Source organism: Kitasatospora sp. CMC57, assembly GCF_045866025.2.
Classification (GTDB): Bacteria; Actinomycetota; Actinomycetes; order Streptomycetales; family Streptomycetaceae; genus Kitasatospora.
Genome location: NZ_AP035881.2, coordinates 6916315 through 6935916, shown reverse-complemented (window position 1 = coordinate 6935916; position 19602 = coordinate 6916315). Strand labels below are relative to the sequence as shown.

General features: G+C 70.7%; 19 protein-coding genes and 1 pseudogene. 9 read left to right on the top strand and 11 right to left on the bottom strand.

Annotated elements, in window-relative coordinates:
* The first annotated feature begins 467 nt into the window (after positions 1–467).
* Entirely contained in the window at positions 468–1592 is a 1125-nt protein-coding gene (locus tag ACKUU6_RS31225; RefSeq protein ID WP_407991918.1) for an FAD-dependent monooxygenase, read from the top strand.
* Positions 1593–2061: 469 nt separating this feature from the next.
* On the opposite strand, the gene ACKUU6_RS31220 is transcribed toward ACKUU6_RS31225, so the two are convergent.
* Positions 2062–2469 (bottom strand): spore-associated protein A, encoded by a 408-nt coding sequence (locus tag ACKUU6_RS31220; protein ID WP_407991917.1) that lies wholly within the window; start codon positions 2467–2469, stop codon positions 2062–2064.
* Between the two features lie 318 nt (positions 2470–2787).
* A pseudogene (locus ACKUU6_RS31215) lies at positions 2788–3125 on the bottom strand (aminoglycoside phosphotransferase family protein); the annotation flags it as partial.
* Positions 3126–3637: 512 nt separating this feature from the next.
* Here ACKUU6_RS31215 and ACKUU6_RS31210 point away from each other — a divergent pair.
* From ACKUU6_RS31210 to ACKUU6_RS31200, 3 genes are all read left to right on the top strand, one after another.
* Entirely contained in the window at positions 3638–3829 is a 192-nt protein-coding gene (locus ACKUU6_RS31210; protein WP_407991916.1) for a hypothetical protein, read from the top strand.
* 163 nt (positions 3830–3992) lie between these two features.
* Positions 3993–4763, top strand: coding sequence for a PIG-L family deacetylase (locus ACKUU6_RS31205; RefSeq protein WP_407991915.1), 771 nt, complete (start codon positions 3993–3995; stop codon positions 4761–4763).
* Positions 4764–4952: 189 nt separating this feature from the next.
* Positions 4953–5984: an LGFP repeat-containing protein gene (locus tag ACKUU6_RS31200; RefSeq protein WP_407991914.1), complete on the top strand. Its 1032-nt coding sequence runs from the start codon at positions 4953–4955 to the stop codon at positions 5982–5984.
* 147 nt (positions 5985–6131) lie between these two features.
* Here ACKUU6_RS31200 and ACKUU6_RS31195 read toward each other — a convergent pair whose 3' ends face one another.
* From ACKUU6_RS31195 to ACKUU6_RS31175, 5 genes are all read right to left on the bottom strand, one after another.
* Positions 6132–6935: a tetratricopeptide repeat protein gene (locus ACKUU6_RS31195; RefSeq protein WP_407991913.1), complete on the bottom strand. Its 804-nt coding sequence runs from the start codon at positions 6933–6935 to the stop codon at positions 6132–6134.
* A gap of 718 nt (positions 6936–7653) precedes the next feature.
* Positions 7654–8415, bottom strand: coding sequence for a class I SAM-dependent methyltransferase (locus ACKUU6_RS31190; protein ID WP_407991912.1), 762 nt, complete (start codon positions 8413–8415; stop codon positions 7654–7656).
* A 172-nt stretch (positions 8416–8587) separates the two neighbouring features.
* Positions 8588–8803, bottom strand: coding sequence for an ATP-binding protein (locus ACKUU6_RS31185; protein WP_407991911.1), 216 nt, complete (start codon positions 8801–8803; stop codon positions 8588–8590).
* Between the two features lie 150 nt (positions 8804–8953).
* Positions 8954–9505: an FHA domain-containing protein gene (locus ACKUU6_RS31180; RefSeq protein ID WP_407991910.1), complete on the bottom strand. Its 552-nt coding sequence runs from the start codon at positions 9503–9505 to the stop codon at positions 8954–8956.
* 175 nt (positions 9506–9680) lie between these two features.
* Positions 9681–10373, bottom strand: a complete 693-nt coding sequence (locus tag ACKUU6_RS31175) for a TetR/AcrR family transcriptional regulator (protein ID WP_407991909.1) — start codon at positions 10371–10373, stop codon at positions 9681–9683.
* A 53-nt stretch (positions 10374–10426) separates the two neighbouring features.
* Between ACKUU6_RS31175 and ACKUU6_RS31170 the strand changes: the two genes are divergently transcribed.
* On the top strand, positions 10427–11539 hold the full coding sequence (locus tag ACKUU6_RS31170) for an FAD-dependent oxidoreductase (RefSeq protein WP_407991908.1): 1113 nt from the start codon (positions 10427–10429) through the stop codon (positions 11537–11539).
* Positions 11540–11596: 57 nt separating this feature from the next.
* Here the strand turns inward: ACKUU6_RS31170 and ACKUU6_RS31165 are convergent, their stop codons facing one another.
* The 3 genes from ACKUU6_RS31165 to ACKUU6_RS31155 form a co-directional block, all read right to left on the bottom strand.
* The gene (locus ACKUU6_RS31165) at positions 11597–13000 is read right to left on the bottom strand and encodes a glycoside hydrolase family 43 protein (protein WP_407991907.1); all 1404 of its coding nucleotides are present in this window, start codon (positions 12998–13000) and stop codon (positions 11597–11599) included.
* Positions 13001–13559: 559 nt separating this feature from the next.
* Positions 13560–13772, bottom strand: a complete 213-nt coding sequence (locus ACKUU6_RS31160; RefSeq protein ID WP_407991906.1) for a hypothetical protein — start codon at positions 13770–13772, stop codon at positions 13560–13562.
* Positions 13773–13892: 120 nt separating this feature from the next.
* Positions 13893–14714, bottom strand: a complete 822-nt coding sequence (locus ACKUU6_RS31155) for an SDR family oxidoreductase (RefSeq protein WP_407991905.1) — start codon at positions 14712–14714, stop codon at positions 13893–13895.
* 87 nt (positions 14715–14801) lie between these two features.
* On the opposite strand from ACKUU6_RS31155, the gene ACKUU6_RS31150 reads away from it, so the two are divergent.
* Together ACKUU6_RS31150 and ACKUU6_RS31145 are read left to right on the top strand one after the other, a co-directional pair.
* Positions 14802–15230 carry a MarR family winged helix-turn-helix transcriptional regulator gene (locus ACKUU6_RS31150; RefSeq protein ID WP_407992292.1) on the top strand — a complete coding sequence of 143 codons (429 nt, stop codon included), beginning with the start codon at positions 14802–14804 and terminating at the stop codon, positions 15228–15230.
* Positions 15231–15479: 249 nt separating this feature from the next.
* Positions 15480–16949, top strand: coding sequence for an NlpC/P60 family protein (locus ACKUU6_RS31145; protein ID WP_407991904.1), 1470 nt, complete (start codon positions 15480–15482; stop codon positions 16947–16949).
* A gap of 196 nt (positions 16950–17145) precedes the next feature.
* On the opposite strand, the gene ACKUU6_RS31140 is transcribed toward ACKUU6_RS31145, so the two are convergent.
* On the bottom strand, positions 17146–18306 hold the full coding sequence (locus ACKUU6_RS31140; RefSeq protein ID WP_407992291.1) for a PP2C family protein-serine/threonine phosphatase: 1161 nt from the start codon (positions 18304–18306) through the stop codon (positions 17146–17148).
* Positions 18307–18423: 117 nt separating this feature from the next.
* On the opposite strand from ACKUU6_RS31140, the gene ACKUU6_RS31135 reads away from it, so the two are divergent.
* Both ACKUU6_RS31135 and ACKUU6_RS31130 read left to right on the top strand, forming a co-directional pair.
* Positions 18424–18915 (top strand): MarR family transcriptional regulator, encoded by a 492-nt coding sequence (locus ACKUU6_RS31135; RefSeq protein WP_407991903.1) that lies wholly within the window; start codon positions 18424–18426, stop codon positions 18913–18915.
* Positions 18916–19074: 159 nt separating this feature from the next.
* Complete coding sequence (locus ACKUU6_RS31130) at positions 19075–19470, top strand: STAS domain-containing protein (protein WP_407991902.1); 396 nt, start codon at positions 19075–19077, stop codon at positions 19468–19470.
* The last annotated feature ends 132 nt before the right edge of the window (positions 19471–19602 follow it).

Sequence of the window (19602 nt, the reverse complement as noted above, 5' to 3'; positions counted from 1 at the left end):
CAGAGTGGGAGTGACGGCGTCGTGTGCCTGGGGGCGCAGTGAGCCGGTCACCGGCGGGGCCGGCCGGACCACCAGCGGAGAACACGCCGGCCGGGGCGGGAAGGTCGTTGTCTTCCCGCCCCGGCCCGCCCCGCGCCGGCCGGCTCGTGCTGAAGGCTCGGCAGTCGCGCTACCAGGGGCGCCCGAGCCTTGGACGCGACTTCGCCTGTACCGATGAGTTCCGTGCGGATCCGCCGTCCACACTCTGGAACCACCGATAGTGGTGGGCCTGTGCTGGGAACGTTCCAGCGCAAGAGGAAGCACATGGAGGCAGTGATGGGCGTCAACGACTCCGCGCCGGAGCGCACGATCCCGACGGGCGAGCAGCGGACGCGGGTGAGCGGTCCCCGGGTGCTGGTGGCGGGGGCGAGCATCGCGGGACCAGCCCTTGCTCACTGGCTGCACCGGCGGGGGCCGAGGTGACCGTGGTGGAGCGGGCTTCCGAGCTGCGTCCCGGCGGGCAGGCGGTGGACGCACGCGGGGTCGCCAAGGAAGTCATCAGGCGCATGGGACTGGACGCGGCGGTCCGCGCGGCGCGCACCGACACCGCCGGCGCGCACACCGTGGACGCGGCCGGGCAGGTTTTGGAGACGTTCCGCGCGGACGACGACGGTGGGGACGGGTTCATCGCGGACATCGAGATCCTGCGCGGGGACCTGTCCCAGGTGCTCTACGACGACACCCGCGACGACGTCGAGTACGTCTTCGGCGACCGGATCGCCGAGCTCGCCCAGCACGAAGACGGGGTCGACGTGGTCTTCGCGGGCGGTGACCGGCGGCCCTTCGACCTGGTGGTCGGGGCCGACGGGCTGCACTCGGAGCTGCGGGCGATGGTCTTCGGGCCGCACCAGCAGTTCCTACGCCACCTCGGGCACGTGCTGGCCTTCTACAGCGTGCCGAACGAGTTCGGTCTGGACCGCTGGCTGCTCGAGTACCAGGACCAGGACTCCGGGCGCTCGGTCCTCCTGCGACCCATCCAGGACGCAACCCGGGCGATGGCCATGTTCTACTCCGCCTCGGCCGAATTCGACGTCGACCACCGTGACATCGCGGCCCAGAAGCGCCTGCTGCGCGAGCGGATGGCGGGCCTGGGCTGGTTGGCACCGGACATCCTTGCGCACCTGGACGACACCCCGGACTTCTACCTCGACCAGGTCGCCCAGGTGGTGACGGACCGCTGGTCGAGCGGGCGCGTGGGGCTGCTCGGGGACGCGGCGTTCAGCTCCTCACCGATGTCCGGACAGGGCACCGGGCTGGCCCTGGTGGGCGCCTACGTGCTGGCGGGCGAGCTGGCCGCCGCCGACTGGGACCCCGGCACCGGGTTCGCCCGCTACGAGGCACGAATGCGCTCGTTCGTCGAGGCCAACCAGGAGATCGGCCGCTTGAACGCCCGCAGCCGCGACGTCCCCGGGCCGTACGCCGAGCCGCGCCCCGATTTCGCCGGCGAGTGGTTCACCGACTTGGTCGGGCGCGCGATCAACGGCATCGAGCTGCCCGACTACGCGGGGGTGCCGGATTCCGCAGCCCCGATCACCTCGCCGGCCAATCCGTAGGTGTCGCACAACGACGAGGCCCGGAGTGCCTGCCGACCTGGGGTGCCCACCGAGCCCCGGTCGACCTTCGCTGAGACCATTACACGTCAGCGGGCCACCCCGACCGTGAGCGGGCCGCCGCGCGGGGCGACGGCCTACTCGGCGGCGCCACCCCGGCCGAGCGGGCACCGGTCGATCAAGCCGTCGCGGCCTGCCCCTCCTGGTTCGGCTCGGCCTTCGCGGCTGCCGGGTGACGACGTCCTGAATGTCGATCCACTTCCAACCGGTTCACGCGCAGCCACGGCCAACCCAACGAACGTTGCCGGTCAGAGCACCAGCAGAAACCCGCCGGGCTACGAGGCCGCTCCGGAACCGCCGCTGAACTCTCGATCAGTGTTCAGCGGTTCGGCATGCGACTGGAATCGGAAGGCCCCGGCCACCTGCTCCGGCAGGACATCCGGACAGCTACCGCAAGCGGTCACGGGCCTAGTCAGCCGCAGTGCGAGTTGTACTGGTAGTTGACCTCGCCGTTGATGGTGCCCTGCCAGTCGATGCACGAGTGCGCCGCGTAGAGGCGCACCGGGCCGGCGTAGGTCGTGTAGAAGCCGCCGTCCTCTATCCAGGAGCCGCCGGAGAGCCGGATGCCGGCGTCCATCGACTTCAGGTACGAGCTCGGGTTGCTGCGGACGGTCACCACGCAGTTGTAGCCGTTGGAGCTGTTGTAGGTGAGGAATACGGTCCCCTCCGCCAACGGCAGCGAGTCGATGACGGAGTACCCGCTGCCACATGCGCCGTTGTAACTGGCAGCCTCGGCCACGCTCGGCATAACCGCGACACCGCCCGCCGCCATCGCGGTGACCGCCGCGCTCATGGCGATGCGCTTGAAGAACTTCCTCATGATCTGTCCCACTCCATTCCCGTTACTCACCAGACGAACTGAGGATTCGCAGCCTCCAACGGCACGACCGCCGGCCTCGGCACCCCCGACGTCATCGTGGCGAGCCCCGGTATCACGGACGTAACGCCGAGCCACAGCTTCGGTCGGGCCGCAGCTGAGCTCACCGACTCCGCCTTCGGGGATAACGCAGGGCGATTCGTTCGACGGTGGATCAGGAACGGCTCAGCAGGCCTGCGGTGACCTCGCCTGCTCGTCACGAACAAGAGACGGCGTGACAGGTTCACGAGTACGTCGGCGCACGCCAGGTCTGATCCACTCGTACCGCTCGAACAGGGCCTGGATGTAGTGCTCAAGTCTGTTCGTCAGCACGGTGGGTGTCAGGTCGGCCCTGCCCAGTTCGCGCCAGGGGACGGCGACGTTCTCGGCGTCCGGGGCGAAGGCCAGGGCGTCCAGGAGCCGCCGGTAGAGATGGGCGGCTAAATCTTCGGCCAGGGTCCCACCTGCTTCGAAAAGGCGGCCGGCGAGGCTCATGCCCGTGGGGCGCCGTGCAGCAGGGCCAGTGCCGTCGAACAGTGGGCCACGTCCAGATCGGCCGACCCTCAGGATGTCTCCACCCAGTCGACCACGCCGCTGACCCTCAGGGCCTGGCCGTCGCCCAGGCGATCCGTCGCTCGCTGGTGTCTGCGCGCAGCCCTTGCCGAGATGCCGGCCGACGCACTACTGGTGCGCCCGTACGGTATGCGTGAGCACTGTGTCGCCAGCCGATCGAAGCATGATCGCCACGTCACCTCGAAGCGGACGAGAGAGCGGGAACCTGTGGGAGCGGACTTGAGGCGACCGGTCGATCCGGAGGCGCTTTCGGCCGCATGGCGTGCCCGCTGGGAACGGTGTCATCCGTTCGGGCAGCTCCTTCCCGAGGCGTTCAGGGAGCGTGGGTACGGTTCCACCACCTGCCGGGCTCGAAGTGCTACCCCGGCAGCGAAGCCGAGTACCGTCTCCTTCTCCAGCGACAGCACCCGCTCCTCACGGAACCGGTAGGTCGCAGCCCCGAGCTGGAGACCGTCGCACCCGGCATCCACTGGCGCACGATCATCGAGGACGAGAGCATCGACCCCGCCCTCCGGCTCACACACACCTGTACGCCGGGCGGCTGGCCAACGAGCCGCAGGTGCTGGATCCCCTGCTGCGCGCGATCGCCGACGAAGTCACGGTCGGGGTGATCCTCGGGCCACCGGGCCTCGACTGGCTTGTGCACCCCTACGACGGCGGGATCGACATCATCACGGCGTCCGCCACGGGACGCGATGAGCTCAAGAGCCGGCACCCCGACTGGCTGCCGCCGCACCCTCAGGGCTACTGAACCCACCGGGTGAACGACCCGACCACGCTCGGCGCACCGTTCGGCCCACTGAACCGTGCCAGGGTGGTCGCCCTGACCAACGCTGCGGTATCGCCGGAGGTGACCGATTCCCCCTTCGTGGGAAGGGTTGGGTCATGTGCCTGTCGCCACCGGAGGTTGCACCGTGCCCGTGCCGAGCCTGCTCGCGGTCTTCGCCCATCCCGACGACGAATCCCTCGCCTGCGGCGGAGTACTCGCCCGGCACGCCGCCACCGGCGCCCGCACCGGGGTGGTGACTGCGACCTGGACCGCCGACACCTCCCGCGCGGACGAACTGGCCGAGGCGCTGCGCATCCTCGGCGCCGGGCCGCCACGACTGCTCGGCTTCGCCGACGGCGGCGTACCCGAATCGGCCCCGGGCCGCCCGCCGTTGTGCGAAGCCCCGCTCGACGAAGCAGTCGGAACACTGGTCGGACACCTGCGCGAGTTCCGCCCCGACATCGTTGTCACCCACGACGCCTACGGCGGCCTGACCGGCCACCCCGACCACGCCCACACCCACCGCATCACCGTCCTCGCCCTCCACGCTGCCCCTCTGGAGCGGCTCTACCCCGAAGCCGGCCCGCCCTGGCAGCCAAGTGCCCTCTACCTCGCGACATACCCGCACTCTGCCGCCGCGTCGATGGGCAACCACCTCGCCCGAGCCGGCCGGCGCGCCAACGCGATGTACACCGTGCCGGACGAACTGGTCACCGCCACCGTGGACGTACGGCCGTGGCTGGGGCAGAAGCTGGCCGCCATCCTCGCCCACCGCAGCGAAGTCGACCGGGGCGCGGCACCAGGCCGAATCGCCGCGTTCCCACCCGAGGTCCGGGAGCGACTGTTGTCCACTGAGTGGTATATCCGCCACCCACTGCTCCCCGGCACAGCCGCCCAGTCGGAACTCGCGATCTGACCCCCCGTCAGCAGTCCTCGCCGAAGACGTCGCCCATCATTTGCGCGTCGGGACCCCGGCTCGCGGGTGGCGGCCGATGAACAGGGGCCGTACGTCGTCTGGTTGAAGCTCGACTCGAAGGTGGTGATGCGCATCGACCCTCCGGCCGGGAGAAGGTTCGCATACCCATGGCCGGGGCAGGAAGTTGGCATGCATCCTTCCCTTGGACGTCTCGGAACGCTTCTCGCAGCCCCCGTTGTCGCCCTCGCACTGGTGACCGTCGGCGTCACGCCCGCGTCCGCCGAGGTCTTCTGCGGGTCCCACTCCGTGGACGGCGCCATCTGGACCGAGTACACCCAGGCCCCCGGCGTCCAACGGTCGTTGGGCTGCCCCACCACCGACGAACTCGGCACCCCCGACGGCATCGGCCGCTTCCAGGTCTTCGACAACGGCTCGATCTACTGGACGCCTGACACCGGCGCCCACGCCGTGTGGGGCTCGATTCGGCAGCACTGGGCCGACCTGGGCTGGGAGCGCGGCTATCTGGGCTACCCCCTCACGGACGAGATGACGAACCCCGACGGCTACGGCGTACGCCAGCAGTTCCAGGGCGGCACCGTCTACTGGAGCCTGTACACCGGCGCCCACGCCGTCCACGGCATCACCGGCTGGTGGTGGGGTCAGAACGGGTACGAGAACGGCTTCTACGGCTACCCGACGTCCGACGAATACCCGGCGGACTACGTCGGAGGCGACGAGGACAACAACACGGGCGTACGGCAGGACTTCCAGTCCGGCCGCTACATCCTGTACAGCGGCGGCCAGTCCAACGCCTTCGAAAGCTGCCACACCGCATGCGTCGGCTACGGCGGCATCACCAACACCAAGTGGGTGAAGAAGACCGAGGTCTACATGAACCTGGCGGACCAGCACAAGCGCTCCACCCACGTAACCCCGACCGACGCCGCGTTCGCGAGTACCACGCACTCGGACACCGCTTCCAGCGACTCGGCGGACAACTGGAAGCAGGTCTGGTCCAACGCGCTCATGTTCCCGCACGCCACGCAGGGCGAGATGCACTCGACCTACGAGCAGTTGTACTGCCACGCGTCGTACTCCTACTCCAACACCAGCGGGGGCCACTGGGGCGGCCAGACCTGGGACCTGGAGACCTGGCACTACGACATGGTTCCCTACGACGCGGGCAAGGCACTCCAGACCAAATGCAACTGGGGGGAATGACCCCCGCCCAACCCAGGCGGTCAGGCTATGGTTCCGGGAGATCCGGTACCGCCTCCACCTCATGACCGGACTGACCGTCACCCCAATCTGGCTGCTGACGTCACGACTTCAACCTGAGTAAGTCGCAACCCGATGGGGCGAGGACTGTCAGGGCTGCCAGTGGGGGTCGTGCAGTCGCGCCAGGTTCTGACGGGCGAACGCCTCCGCCTTGGTCTGGTCGACGATCCCGGAGGCCGCCAGGTCGTCGAGGATCTCCCAGTACGCCTCGATGGCCTCGTGCCGGAAGCCGCCGACGGCCAGGGCGAAGGCAAGGTTGTTGCGTGCCACGATGGTGGCCCGGTCCGTTGCGCCGAAGGTCTCGATCGCCTGGGCGGCAAGCTGTTGGAGCAGCGTCAGTGCACTGAGGAGGTCGCCGCTGCGGCGGTGTTGCTCGGCGACCGCGAGCCGGTGATGGAGCGTGTTGCGGTCGGTCAGCGGCTGCCGGCCCAGGTCGGTCGCTCGCCACACCGCGATGGCCTGCAGAGCCACCTGTTCCGGCATGTCCGCGTCGCCCATGCCTGCCTGCTGCTGGGCGCCGGCCGCGCCGAGCGTCCAGGAGGCCAGCCGCGTCCTCAGCTCCGGGACGGACGTCCGTGGCACGAGCAGCCAGCAGGTGACGTCGTCGATCCCCAGCCCGATCACGCTTGCGGCGTCGCCGGCCTGCCGTGCGCGGGTCAGGTTAGGGAAGTTGAGGAACTCGAACTGCAAGCTGTGCGCCTTGCCCTCGACATCCCCCACTGTCAGGACGTACAGCCAGGCGAGCGACGGCCACCTCACCGAGAGCAGACTGCGCAGCGGCCCTCCCACCGCCAGGCCCGCCAGGGTGACGTCCAGCCGCAGCCCCTCGATCGGGCGCGGGTGTCGCGGATGCCCGCCGAGATAGGTCACCCCGGTGACGCGCAACCGATTCATGGTCCCCTCCCCCTCGGCCGCCGGCCGGCACCGCCGCGCGCCGCACCACCATCCTGCCGCGCCGCCCGGGGTGGTGTCTGCCTGATTGACCGTCACTTTTGCTGTTGATCAAGCGCGTTACTGTGCGGGCCTGGACGCGAGCGGATGCGAACACCGCTGACGGCGAGGCCGCCGAGCGCCTGCGGCCATGGAGCAGCCAGATCAACCTGACCCCGCAGTTCCGTTCCCTGGAGCTCCGGCCAGATCGAAAGCCAGCTGCCACGAATGAATCAGCCTGGTGGCCGGCAGCAAGCAAGGTGGCGAGCATCGGGGGTGTACTCGGGTGCGACAGTCCGGTCGTGCAGTACGACCTGGGAGAGGCGACGCCGCCAGTGGTGAAGCCCAGACGGCCGAGGGCAGCGGCCAACTCCCTTCTGCCGCAGCTCCGGTGGAGCGCCCGGCGGCCGTCGCCCCGGCCGACGTGCTGGGCGAGCAGCCGCAGCACTGTTCGTCATACCTGAACGGTACGGTCGCCCGCCCGGCCACCAGCAGTGCCGAGCGCACGCAATTACCATGATCCGTCAGAAACCTCACCCCGCATCGGACTTCGACGCTTCCGACGGCCGGTAGACGACCCGTCACCTCACCACCCTCCGAAGCACACGCCGAACGGCGAAGGGAGGAAGGGCGCGCCCCGCTCGACCGGCAGGATCACCCTCGGCGCGGACGCGGCCGGTGTTCAGGGCGCGGCGCGGAAGACGTACGCCGTCATCGGGGCCGTGACCGGCCCGGGGCCCAGACGGGCCGTCATCTCCTCGATGACCGTGGCCCGGACCTGTGGTCCGTTGCCGCGCTCCTCAACGGCCGCGCGTACCGGTGTTCCGGTGAGGTACCCGATGGCGAGGTCGGCCGTCGAGGCGGCGCGGCCTTCAAGCGTCAGCTCCTGCTCCTCCTCGACGGCGAACCCGGCGGCCGTCAGATCAGCGGCCACGAGAGTGGAGTCGGAGTAGCCATGGGGGACCGTCGGGAAGAACCGAGGTGGGTCGACCGGAAAGGCCCGTTCCAGCCCCGCCTGCAGCGCGACTTCGAAGGCGTGCATTTCGAGCGGGCCCCAGGTGTTGAACAAGAACCGGCCGCCAGGGGCCAGTACTCGCCGGACCTCGGTGAAGGCCGCGACCCGGTCGGGAAAGAACATCACGCCGAACTGGCAGACCACCAGGTCGAAGCCGCCATCCGGAAACGGCAACCGCTGCGCGTCGGCCTGCTGCCAGACCGCGCCGGGGGCCCGGGTTGACCCGAGGGTGACCATGGCCTCGTTCAGATCGGTAGCTGTCACTTCCGCCGACGGTACCGCTGTCAGCAGGTTCGATGTCAACACACCTGTACCCGCTGCCAGTTCGAGAATTCGCCGAGGTTGGAGCGCCACCGCCTTCGCTGTCAGATCTTCGGCGAACGGCCGGAAGACCACCGGCACGAGGTACTGCTCGTAGGCCGCCGGCATGGACTCGGACCACCGCTGGTCGGCATTGATTCCCGTCACCCTCACGACGGTAGCGCCGCACCCGGTAGACCTCCGCCCCGCCGCGCCCGCCACACCCACGCTCTCGGGCGAGCGACAGCGCCGCAGGGTTGCGCGGTCCTTGCTCGTTGAGGCACTTCGGGAGAGCCGGCCGTCAAGGCCGCTTCTGCACCGGGATGCGCAGCAGGAAGCGCGCCCCGCCGCGGGCGCTGGTGGCCACGGTGAGCGAGCCGCCGTGCGCGTGTGCCACCCAGGCGGCGATGGACAGCCCGAGGCCGGTCGAGCCGGCGCCGCTGGGGAAGCGTTCGAGCAGCGACCGGGTCCGCCCGGCCGGCACACCAGGTCCGGCGTCGTCGACCGTACCGTCCACACCGACCGTGACCTCGGCCGGGGTGTCGGCAACGACGGCGTCGACCAGTTGGTCCAGCCGCAGCGGCTCCGGATCCAGCGGAGAGCTCTGCTGATACCGGCCGACTGCTGGGCGCCCGGACTTGCGACGGTCCAGGCGGCGGACTGTCCGTCAGTCCGCGACCAGCTGGAAGGCCAGCCGTCCGAACCGCACCTGGTCGCCGGCCCGCACCAGCACGGCCCCCGCCACCCGCAGCCCGTTGACGTACGTCCCGTTGCTGGACCCGAGGTCCTGGAGCACCCAGCCCTCCGGCTCCCGGCGCAGCTCCGCGTGGAAGCGCGACACCGAGGCGTCGCCGAGCCGAAGGCCCGAACCGGTCTGTCGGCCGATCACCAGCCGCCCGGATCCCGGCCCCGGCAGCCGCAGACCGGGCAGCTGCTCGGTCTCCCAGGTCCGCGCCATCCGTACCTTGAACGCCGACACCCAGGCGACCCCACGCAACACCGCCCTGGCGAACCGGCCGTACGAGTGCAGGTCGGCCACCACTGTGGCCAGTTCGGCCCGGCTCCTGGCGGTGAGGACCAGCTCCATCCGCCGTACGAACGTGTCGTGGGAGAGCTGCCCGTTGCCGACACCCTCACGGAGCACGTCAAGCACCTGGTCGCGGTCGGCCTGCGACGGCCTGGCCGTCAGTTGGGCGGTGCGGAACTCCGGAGCGGTCATGGTCGGATTGTCGACGCCCCGACCCCGAGCTGTCCAGAATCGGAAGCCCCACCCCTCCCCCGCAGCCCGCGCACTGACGGAAGGTCAGTCCGACCGCCCCGGACGCAGCCTGTGCTGAGCCGCGCGCTCATCGGCATCTGCGCCCGCCTCGCTCACGTCCGGCAGGAGCCGAGCGTCACACCGGCGGCCGGGCGAGCTTGGCGGCCACGGCGTCGAGGACCCAGTCCAGTCCGGTCGTGAAGGACGTTTCGGCGTCCACGTCCGTGCCGTCGTGCACGGCCTTGGTCAGCGCAGGGAAGCGGCCCGTCGCCAGCATGGTGGTCACGTACGGTCCGGAGGCGCGCTGCCAGTCGTGCTTGGACAGGCCCGTGGCACGCTCGGCCCGCAGGTTCGCGATCTCGCGCCTGATCGCGCCCGTGACGTAGGCGCCGACGGTCTCCACGGCGCGCAGGACGGTGTCGATGTCGGCGAGGCCGTCGAGGGCGGCCAGCCTGGCCTCGGTTACGGCGAGGCCGTGCGGGCCCAGGCTCGGGCGTCCGCCGAGCAGGTCGGCCAGCCATTCGTGACGGAGAGCCGTCTGCCTGGTGCGGTGGGCGAGGAGGCGCAGGGCCTCCCGCCAGTCACGGGCCTGCTCCTCGGGCAGGATCTCGGCGTGGACCTCGTCCACCATGAGGTCGAACAGCTCCTCCTTGGTGGAGATGTATCCGTACAGCCGCATCGGGCCGGCGTCCAGCCGGGCGGCGACCTTGCGCACCGACACCGCCTCCAGCCCGCCTTCGTCGGCCAGCGCGACGGCAGCGGCGACGATCCGCTCCCGGTCAAGCGGCACGGGGCGAGTCGGCGGCTCGGGCCGGTCCCACACAGTCATGGCCACATCGTACTGTTGCCATACACCGTCACGAACCAATACGGTGTATCGCCATGAGCCCTCGCATCGCTGTGGTCGGGAGCGGCCCTGCCGGCCTCACCTTCGCCCGCGTCCTGCACCGCCATGGTCACCCCGTCACCGTCCTCGAGCGCGATCCCGGCCCCGACGCACGCCCTCCGGGCGGCGCACTGGACCTGCACGAAGGGCTGGGCCAGCTCGCGCTGGACAAGGCTGGGCTACTGGCCGAGTTCGAGGAGCTGTCGCGCCCCGAGGGGCAGGCCATGCGCATCCTGGACGCGGCCGGAACCGTCCTGCGCGACTGGCACCCCGGTCCCGATGACCGCGCCAATCCCGAGATCGACCGGGGACAACTCCGTGACCTGCTGCTCGGCCCTCTCGGCGTCCGGTGGGGGCGGGGCGTGACGCGGGTGGTGACGGGGACCCCGGCCGGCGTGCTGGTCCACTTCGCGGACGGGCGACAGGAGACGTTCGACCTCGTGGTCGGCGCGGACGGCGCCTGGTCCCGGGTCCGCCCGGCAGTCTCGTCGGTGACACCGCACTACACCGGCGTCACCTCGGTCGAGAGCTCCCTGGACGAGATCGACACCCGCCACCCTGACCTCGACCGGTTGATCGGCGACGGTTCGGTGGCCGCGTACGGCGTGAACCGGTCTCTCGTCGCCCAGCGCAACAGCGGCGGGCACGTCAAGGTCTACGCCAAGTTCCGCGCGCCGCTGGACTGGCACGCGGACCTGGCCGACGCCGAGGCCCTGCGAGCGCGTCTGCTCGCCCTGTTCGACGGCTGGGCCGCCCCCGTGCTCGACCTTCTCCGCCACAGCGCCGCTTTCGTCCACCGCCCCCTCTACGTCCTGCCCGTGTCCCATACCTGGACCCACGTCCCCGGGGTGACGCTGCTGGGCGACGCCGCCCACCTGATGCCCCCGTTGGGGGCGGGCGCGAACCTCGCGATGCTGGACGGCGCCGAACTCGCCGAGTCCATCGCCACCGGCCCTGGCGATCTGGATGAGGCCGTCCGGGCCTTCGAGGAACGGATGTGGGCCCGGGCCGGCAGGTGGGCGAAGATCACGACGGCCGGCCTGGAACGCCTCGTGAGCCCGGACCCCGCCGAAGCCCTCGCCCTCTTCGACAGGGTCCAGCCCTCCTGATCACCGAGTGCGAGGGCGTCGGCGGGTTACTTGGCCGGACGGCGCAAGCAGCGCCGATCAGTAGCCGACGCGGAAGGTCGCGTCCTGCCGGTCGGTGGCCGTCGAGATCGGGTCGATGCGCAGCACGTAGTTGGAGTGCCGCAGGTAGCGGGTCGGGAAGTTGTGCGAGCGGAACGAGGACCAGGTGGAGTCCGCCAGGCCGGCCGTGCGGTGGAAGGTCGCGTCCGCCGCGAAGGTCGGCGTGCCGTCGTTGACGTCGAGTCGCAGCACGTAGTTGTAGTGCCGCAGGTAGCGGGTGGGGTTGTTGACGGACTGGAAGGACACCGCAGAGCTGTCGGCGAGGCCCGGCACCAGCTTCCACAGGGAGTCGGCGTACGGGTTGAACGGGTACGGGTCGATGCGCCCGACGGTGTCGGCATGGCGGACGTAACGGTCCGGGAAGTTGTAGGACTTGAGCCGGTTCCAGTCCGGTGCGCCCCACTTGGCGAGCAGGTTGTCGTACTCGGCTGCGGTGATGGTCGCGATGCCGCAGTGCTTGGAGTTGAGAGGCTGGGTGTAGGTCCTCTGGTCGAGGGCGGTCCAGGTGCCGGCCGCGAGGTCGGAGGTCTGCCAGGCGTAGAAGACGCCGTTGGGGGTGTAGGTGTCGCCCCACATGTACCAGGTGTTCGAGGTCAGCGACTTCACGACGGTCGGGGCCTCGGTGCCGCCGTGGTTGGTCGGGGTGCCGAAGACGGTGAAGCTTCCCGGGGTGAGCGACGTGGACCTGGTGCCGTACAGCCTCCCCTCCCTGTTGTTCTTGAAGTACATGTAGTTGACGCCGCCCACGCCGACGGTCATGGTGGCGTCGATGGCGTCGAAGCCCGGGTCGAAGAAGACCTGCGGGGCGGAGGCCGTGACGAAGTCGCTGGTGTAGTTCACCATGATCACGTTGTGGCCGCTGGAGTTGACCGCCGAGTAGAGGACCGCGTACTGGCCGCGTCCCGCGTCCCAGTACGACTCGGGCGCCCAGCTGTGGGTGGTCATGTCGTGCAGCTTGAGGCGCCGGTAGCCGGTGAAGGTCCGCAGGTCGACCGAGTCCCAGACGTGGATGTACTGGCTGTTGTAGTTCCAGTCGGTGCCCTTGAGGTCGGTGGCGAGCACGACGAAGGTGCCGTCCTGCTTGCGCAGGATGAACGGGTCGCGCAGGCCGAGGGCGCCCGCCGTGGGGATCGCGACGGGGTTGTTCTGGTTCAGCGGCGTCCACTCCAGCGCGTCGCGGCTGACCGCGAGGTGGAGGCCGTAGTCGGTGCCCGCGCCGAGGTCGTTCGACTCGGTGAAGTAGCACATCACGTACGCCGAGTCGGCCGCGTGGGCGGTGCCGGCGCCGAAGCTGAGTATCCCGGTCATCGCCAACGGAGTGGCGGCGGCCAGGCCGAGGATGGTGCGACGTGACGGCTGCGCCGGGTGGGGTGCTGCGCTCATCTGGGACTCCAGGGGCGTACGGGGCGGAGGGGAACGGCTCGGTCGCCGTCGGGAGAGTGTTAACGCTAACAATCCGTCGGACAAGAGAGCCGACACGCCGTTACCCGATCGTGACCCGATGTCGGCTGCCGTGCAGCGTGCGTCCTCCCCCACTTCCGGGAACGTGCCCTTGGACCCGCGCGCGGCGGTGGCGGACCCGCACTCGGCGCGCAGGCCCAACCCCTCGACTCGTCGCCCTGGACGGAGCCTTGGTGTGTGCCGCACCGTGCGGCCAGCACCGCCGCGTACGGCAGGCCTGGTCACACCAGCCGGTTGGAGCGAGAGGACCGAACCGTCACTGCGGCACGCTCGGGCAGCGACGCAGGCGCAAGACCGGTGACGCTGGAGAAAACGCGGTGGCCGTAGCCGGGCAGTCGCAGGGTCAGATCCTGGAGGCCGCGGCCGGCTGTCGGCTTGCGGCGCGGCGGTCAGGCGAGGAGGCAGCGGCCGTCCTCGCCCGGCGGTCGTCTCCGGCCGGGACGGCTCCGGGTGACGGCTGCACCATCGGCGAGTGCAGCGGTCAGTGCCAGCCGGTATACCCGCCCTGGTTGGCGGGGCCAGAGTCCGCCCCCGAGACGAGGCCGACCAAGAAGAGGACCACCACGATCAGCACGATCACCCAGAGCACGAACTTGTCCTCGAACCCTGGAAGGTCCCGGCCGCGTGGGCGATCCGGCCGATCACCGTCCCCCGCACCGCCGCCGCTCTCCGCGTCGCGATCCTCATCAGCCACCACGCACCCCCTTGAACTCAGACCCATGGCACCGCATCCCCCGACCGGCGTCAACCGTCCCCGCACCGCCCCACGCCCCGAGGTCGGTTCCCCGCGCTCCGGCAGGTGAGCCCCACGAGGTCAGGCGATCCAGGCGCTGGTCGCCTTCTGCACCGCCGAGCCGTCCGCATCCGCGAGCTTGATGGCCGTGAAGGCCCGGGCCGCGTCCGAGGTCTGCACCCGGAACGGCAGCTCCGCCGCATCCAGCAGGCCCGCGATCTGCTCGCCGACCTCCTCGGACTTCTGCGCCGCGGCGAATGCGCCGCGCGTCCGCTCCAGGTACGCCTCCAGCGCCTTGCCGTACGGGCCCGCCTGCGTCACCGCGCCCTCGGCCACGCCAACGTTGCTGACGAACTCGCTCGCCACCGCGCCCGGCTCCACCACGCCCACCGCGACGCCCGTCGAGGCGGCCACCGGCGCGAGCGACTCCATGAAGCCCTCGGCCGCGAACTTCGCCGCGCAGTACGCCTCGTTGAACGGCTGCCCCACCACACCGCCGACGCTGGTCACCGTCAGCACGCGACCGCCGCTCGCCCGCAGCAGCGGCAGCGCGGCCTTCGTGACGTGCAGCACCCCGAAGAAGTTGACCTCCATCACGGCCCGCACCTCCCCCACACCCTCCTGCTCCAGCGTGCCCAGGTGACCCGAGCCGGCGTTGTTGACCACCGCGTCCAGCTGGTCGAGGCCGCTGAAGGCGGCCGCGACGGAGGCCGGGTCGGTCACGTCCAGCGCGCGGACCTCCAGCTCGACACCCGCCTGCTCCGCCGCCGCGAGCAGCGCCCCGGCCTTGTCGGTGTCGCGCATGGTGGCCAGCACCCGCCAGCCGTTGCGGGCGGCGGCCACGGCCGTGGCGAGGCCGATGCCGGAGGAGGTGCCGGTGATCAGGACGGTCTTGGCGGTCATGAGTGAGCCCCTTTAGTTATGAACCATGACTACTTTTATCCATAACTATGCGGGCAGATATTTCACTCTGTCAAGCACCTCGGTAGACTGACGCCTGTGACCACCCCACCGGACTCCCTGACCTCCGAGGTCGCCGGGCTCTTCGCGGCGATCAGCCGCCGCTACGCGCGCGAGTCCGAGGCGGCCGCCGCCGTCCACGAGCTCACCGCGCTCCAGGCCAAGGCCCTGCTGGCCGCACAGAGCCCGGTGCCGACGCGCCGGATCGCCGACTACCTGCACGCCGAGCCGTCCAACGTGACCGCGATCGTCGACCGGCTGGCCGCCCGCGGCCTGGTCGAGCGCCGCCCGGACCCGGCCGACCGCCGGGTCAAGCTGGTCGCCGCCACCCCCGAGGGCCTGGCCGTCGCGGCCGACCTGCGCACCAGGACACCCTTCGCCACCGCTCCCCTGGCGCCCCTCGGCACCGCCCAGGCCGAGACACTGCGCGATCTCCTGCGCCTGGTCGCCGAAGCCTGAGCCGCGAATCGGAACGCCGCCCCGGGTTCGCCCGTGGGCGGCGTCCTCGCGCCGCCGCCCCTCTGACCGGACACCGACACATCGCCCGGCTAAGCTCCCGCCTGCCACGTGACGCCCGGACACATGTCCGGCCACGTGGGGCATTCCGATCGAAAGGGAGGGCGAATGGGACTGCCGAGCAGACTCGCGCGAGGACTTCGCCACAGGCTGTGTCTTCTTCTCGGCCTGTTGCTGTGCACCGGATTCGCGATGACCGCGACGATTTCGCCGGCGCGCGCCGCCGACGTGCCGTGCCAGCTGTACGCGGCGGCGCCGAACCGGCTGGCGGACCTCGCGGTCAAGGCGGCCTGCGCGGAGGTCGCCGCCGGGACGATGTACACCTGGGGTGGTGGCCACGGCGCCAGGCCCGGCAAGACGTACGGGTACTTCGACGGCCAGGACGAGGCGTCCCGGCACGACGACACCGTGCTGGGCTTCGACTGCTCCGGGTTCGTGCGGTACGTCTGGTCGCAGGCCGTGGGCTACGACATCGTCGGCAGCGGCGCCACCGGCAACGAGGTCAAGGTGCTGACCGCCCCAACGGCCAAGAACACCGTGATCTACGGCCCCGGCGGGCTGGAGCCGGGTGACATCGTGTTCTTCGGCGACAAGCACTGGTACGGAAACTCCATCGAGCACGTCGCCCTCTCACTGGGCGGCGACAGGATCGCCGAGGCCGCCCAGTCGGGTACGCCGCTGCACGCCAGGGTGCTGAACGCGGACAAGTTCGTCATGGCGATCCGGATCAACACGGACACCGTCGGCCAGCCCGGACCGGACCCGGGCGCGTCCGGCGCGGCGCACAGCACCTGGGGCACCTGGATCCGGCTCGGAGAGCAGCCGGTGCACGGGTCGCGGGTAGTGGCCGTCCTGCCAGGGCCGACCCAGGTGAAGGTCAACTGCCAGCGGCGCAGCGACAGCATCACCGCCGAGGGCACGACCAACGACTGGTGGTCGTACCTGCCCGAGTACCAGGGGTGGATCACCAACATCTACCTCCAGGGCCCGGCCGTCCTGCCCGACATCCCCGAGTGCGGGACGGGACGGGACCTCAGCGGCCTGTCGGGCACGCCCGGCGGTGGCCAGTTCAGCACCTGGGGCTCCGACGTGAACGTCCGTGGCGGTGCCACCACCGCCGCGAACCTCGTGGCGACCATCTCGGCCCCGACCGCAGTACGGATCACCTGCCAGGCCCACGGCGGGGTGGTCGATGCCGAGGGTTACGTCAACGACGTCTGGTCCTACCTGCCGGACTACCACGGCTGGGTGAGCAACATCTACATCCAGGGGCCGGGTGTGCTCCCGGTGCCCGAGTGTGCGTCCGGGGGCACCGTCCCGGCGGCGGCGGCCACCTGTACGGACGGCACCGAGCCCACCGGTTCGGACGCCCGTACGCCGTCGGGCCGGTCGGTCGAACTGGAGGGCCGCCTGATCGAGCTGCGCTACAGCGACTCCACCGAGTGCGGGTGGGGCCGGATCAGCCACGGCGGCACCGGCGACCACATCTGGGTGGACCGCAGCTCGGACGGCGGCGCCCACTGGGAGCCGCAGTTGGGCCACACCACCATCACCGACGGCCAGGACGTCCACACCGTCCAGTGGCGCGACTCGGGCGTGGTCATGCGCGCCTGCGGCAGCGTCGCCGGCCGGCCCGACGTGGTGTGCACCAGCTGGTTCTGAGCAACGTCGGCTGGGATGCACGCGGGCCCGGGGGGCGGTACGGCGGTTCTATGCCCCGTACCGCCTCGTCGCACCGAACGGTGGATCCGATGGCCCGTCAACTGGCAGAAGAGACCTGGTACCGAACGACGGCCGTCCGGGCCACACAGCAGCCACCCGCCCGCCCGCCGGTACGGGAAGGGACGCGACGGCCGAATCAGGCGGGCGAGGCGTCGGCCGGCGCCGGGTGGCGGCCGTTCCAGTCGAGGCAGACGACGAGGGCGTCGTCCTGCGGTTCGTCGCCCCGGTGGTCGGCGAGTTCGGTCAGGACCGCGCGGGGCACCTCGGCCGCCGGGAGCAGCCGGGTCGCCAGGATGGCGCGGGCCAGCGCCGCCGCGCCGTACGCCTCGCCGGCCTTCGAGGCGACCGCGTGCACGCCGTCGCTGACGAAGATCAGCCGGTCGCCTCGCTCCACCCGGATCCGCTGCGCCCGGTACGGGGTGTCGTCGGCCAGCCCGAGCGGCAGCTGCGCCTCGAAGGGCACGTGCCGGACGTTGCCGTCCCGCAGCTGGAGCAGCTGCGGCGACCCCGCGTCGACGATCTCGACCAGGCCGGTGTCGAGGTGGAACTCCAGCAGCAGCACGGAGACGTGGGCCTCGCCCCGGTACTGGCCGTACACGGCCTGGTCGGCCAGCGCGGCCTGGTCGGCGATGTCGACGCCGGCGCGGCGCGCGTTGCGCAGCGCGTTGATGGCGAGGTTGGTGAGCAGCGAGGCGTCGATGCCCTCCCCCATGCCGTTGGTGATGGTCAGGGTGAGCCGGTCCTCGGTGGCCGACCAGTCGAAGTTGTCGCCGTGGATGGCGTAGGCGGGTTCGAGCTGCGCGCCGATGGCGTACTCCTCCCGCGTGCAGGCGCGGGCCGGCAGCAGCTGCCACTGCATCTCGGCGGCCAGGGTGAGGCGGTCCTTGCGGCGGGCCTGGAGGTAGAGGTCGGTGTCCCGCTCCGCCACGACGATGTGGTGGCCGAGCATCTCGGCGATCTCGGAGAACTCCTCCTGCAGGTCCGGCGCGAGCTCGACACCCTCCACAGCGAGACTGAGGACGCCCAGGCGATCGCCGCGCACGGTCACCGGCAGGTGGACCACCGCCGGGCTGCCGTCCGGACCGGCTTCGGTGAAGGGCTGCTGGGACCCGAAGGCCCGTCCGGGGGCACTGGTGTGCACGGGGAGCGGATCGGCGGTGTGCGGCAGGTCGGTGACCTGCTGAAGCACGGTCAGGCTGTAGTCGGCCAGCAGCAGTTCGACCGTCCGTACGCCGTACAGGCGGGTGAGGTTCTCGCGCACGGCGTCCAGCAGCGCGTACGGGGCGGCCGTGCGCATCGCGCGCTCCACGGCGGACAGGTTGACCGTCACCTGTGTACTCCTTCTCCTCTGCACAGTCGGCCGATTCGGCCGACAGGTTGTCATGCGGTGGGAGGGGGATGCCAGGATGGACCCATGGATCCCGTCTCCCCGTTCCCGAACCGTGCCGACGACACGGCCACCGTGTCGTCGATGGTGGAACTGCTGGAGGTGCTCTGGGGTGGCGGCCGCGAGATGGGTGCCACCCCGGTGTCCGTGTCCCAGTTGCGCGTGCTCTACGTGCTGGCGGAGAGCGACGGCATCAACCTCCGTACGCTCACCGAGACCCTGGATTCGCGTCCGTCCTCGGTCAGCCGGCTGTGCGACCGCCTGGAGGCGGTCGGGCTGGTCCAGCGCACGGCCAGCCCGACCAGTCGGCGTGAGCTGGAGCTGCACCTGACGCCGGCCGGGCTGGCCTTCCTGGCCGAGCTGCGCGCCGGCCGGGAGCAGGCACTCGCAGAGGTGCTCGCGGACATGTCCACGGCCGACCGTCGCGCACTGCTCACCGGGTTGAACGCCTTCCGGACCGCCGCCGCCCGCCGCCCGGCGGGAGGAACCGGCGCCACGCCGTCTGCGCGGACGGCCTGACCTGCGGATAAGCGCCGCGCAGCGCCTGGGCGAACGACCCGACGATCGTTGCCGGGCGTGGAATGTTGTCGAAGTGCAAACGTTGCCTCTAGGGTGAGGGGGTCGCAACGCGCGGCCCCGGGTGCCGCCATGCGTGCCACCCGGCGAAGGGAGGCCTGTATGGCCGAACAACCGGCACCGTCCGCACAGCTGACCGTAGCGGTCACCGTGCACGCGACCGTCGCCCACCTACACCTGTCCGGCGAGCTCGACCTGGACACCGTCCCCGAGCTCGACGCCGCCGTACGGGCGGCCCTCCTCGGCCACCCGCGCATCATGATCATCGAGGTCACCACCCTCTCCTTCTGCGACTGCGCGGGGCTCGGCGCACTCCTCCGCGCCCGTCGGCGCGTCAGCGACACTGACGGCATCTTCCACCTGGAGAGCCCCTCCCCCCAGCTCCTCCGCCTGGCCACCCTCACCGGTACGACCGCCGCCCTGGGCTTGGTGGCACCGGTCCCCCCGCAGCGCCTGGAACCGCATATCGGCGCCCGTGCCGTCGGCGCGGGGCGCTGAAACCGGCTGGGCCACTGAGCTCCCGTCGACCACTTCGACCGCACTCGTTCTCCATCGATCCGCCCTCTCCCCGGCACTCCGACTCTCGGTGCGCGCATACCCCGCTCGCGCCACGGCAGACCTGCGCCTGCC

Coding starts and splice junctions, on each gene's coding strand:
- ACKUU6_RS31200 (WP_407991914.1), top strand. CDS start 4,953: ATGCATCCTTCCCTTGGACGTCTCGGAACGCTTCTCGCAGCCCCCGTT.
- ACKUU6_RS31135 (WP_407991903.1), top strand. CDS start 18,424: ATGGATCCCGTCTCCCCGTTCCCGAACCGTGCCGACGACACGGCCACC.
- ACKUU6_RS31175 (WP_407991909.1), bottom strand. CDS start 10,373: ATGACTGTGTGGGACCGGCCCGAGCCGCCGACTCGCCCCGTGCCGCTT.
- ACKUU6_RS31180 (WP_407991910.1), bottom strand. CDS start 9,505: ATGACCGCTCCGGAGTTCCGCACCGCCCAACTGACGGCCAGGCCGTCG.
- ACKUU6_RS31130 (WP_407991902.1), top strand. CDS start 19,075: ATGGCCGAACAACCGGCACCGTCCGCACAGCTGACCGTAGCGGTCACC.
- ACKUU6_RS31140 (WP_407992291.1), bottom strand. CDS start 18,306: ATGCGCACGGCCGCCCCGTACGCGCTGCTGGACGCCGTGCGCGAGAAC.
- ACKUU6_RS31190 (WP_407991912.1), bottom strand. CDS start 8,415: ATGCCGGCGGCCTACGAGCAGTACCTCGTGCCGGTGGTCTTCCGGCCG.
- ACKUU6_RS31195 (WP_407991913.1), bottom strand. CDS start 6,935: ATGAATCGGTTGCGCGTCACCGGGGTGACCTATCTCGGCGGGCATCCG.
- ACKUU6_RS31165 (WP_407991907.1), bottom strand. CDS start 13,000: ATGAGCGCAGCACCCCACCCGGCGCAGCCGTCACGTCGCACCATCCTC.
- ACKUU6_RS31145 (WP_407991904.1), top strand. CDS start 15,480: ATGACCGCGACGATTTCGCCGGCGCGCGCCGCCGACGTGCCGTGCCAG.
- ACKUU6_RS31155 (WP_407991905.1), bottom strand. CDS start 14,714: ATGACCGCCAAGACCGTCCTGATCACCGGCACCTCCTCCGGCATCGGC.
- ACKUU6_RS31170 (WP_407991908.1), top strand. CDS start 10,427: ATGAGCCCTCGCATCGCTGTGGTCGGGAGCGGCCCTGCCGGCCTCACC.
- ACKUU6_RS31220 (WP_407991917.1), bottom strand. CDS start 2,469: ATGAGGAAGTTCTTCAAGCGCATCGCCATGAGCGCGGCGGTCACCGCG.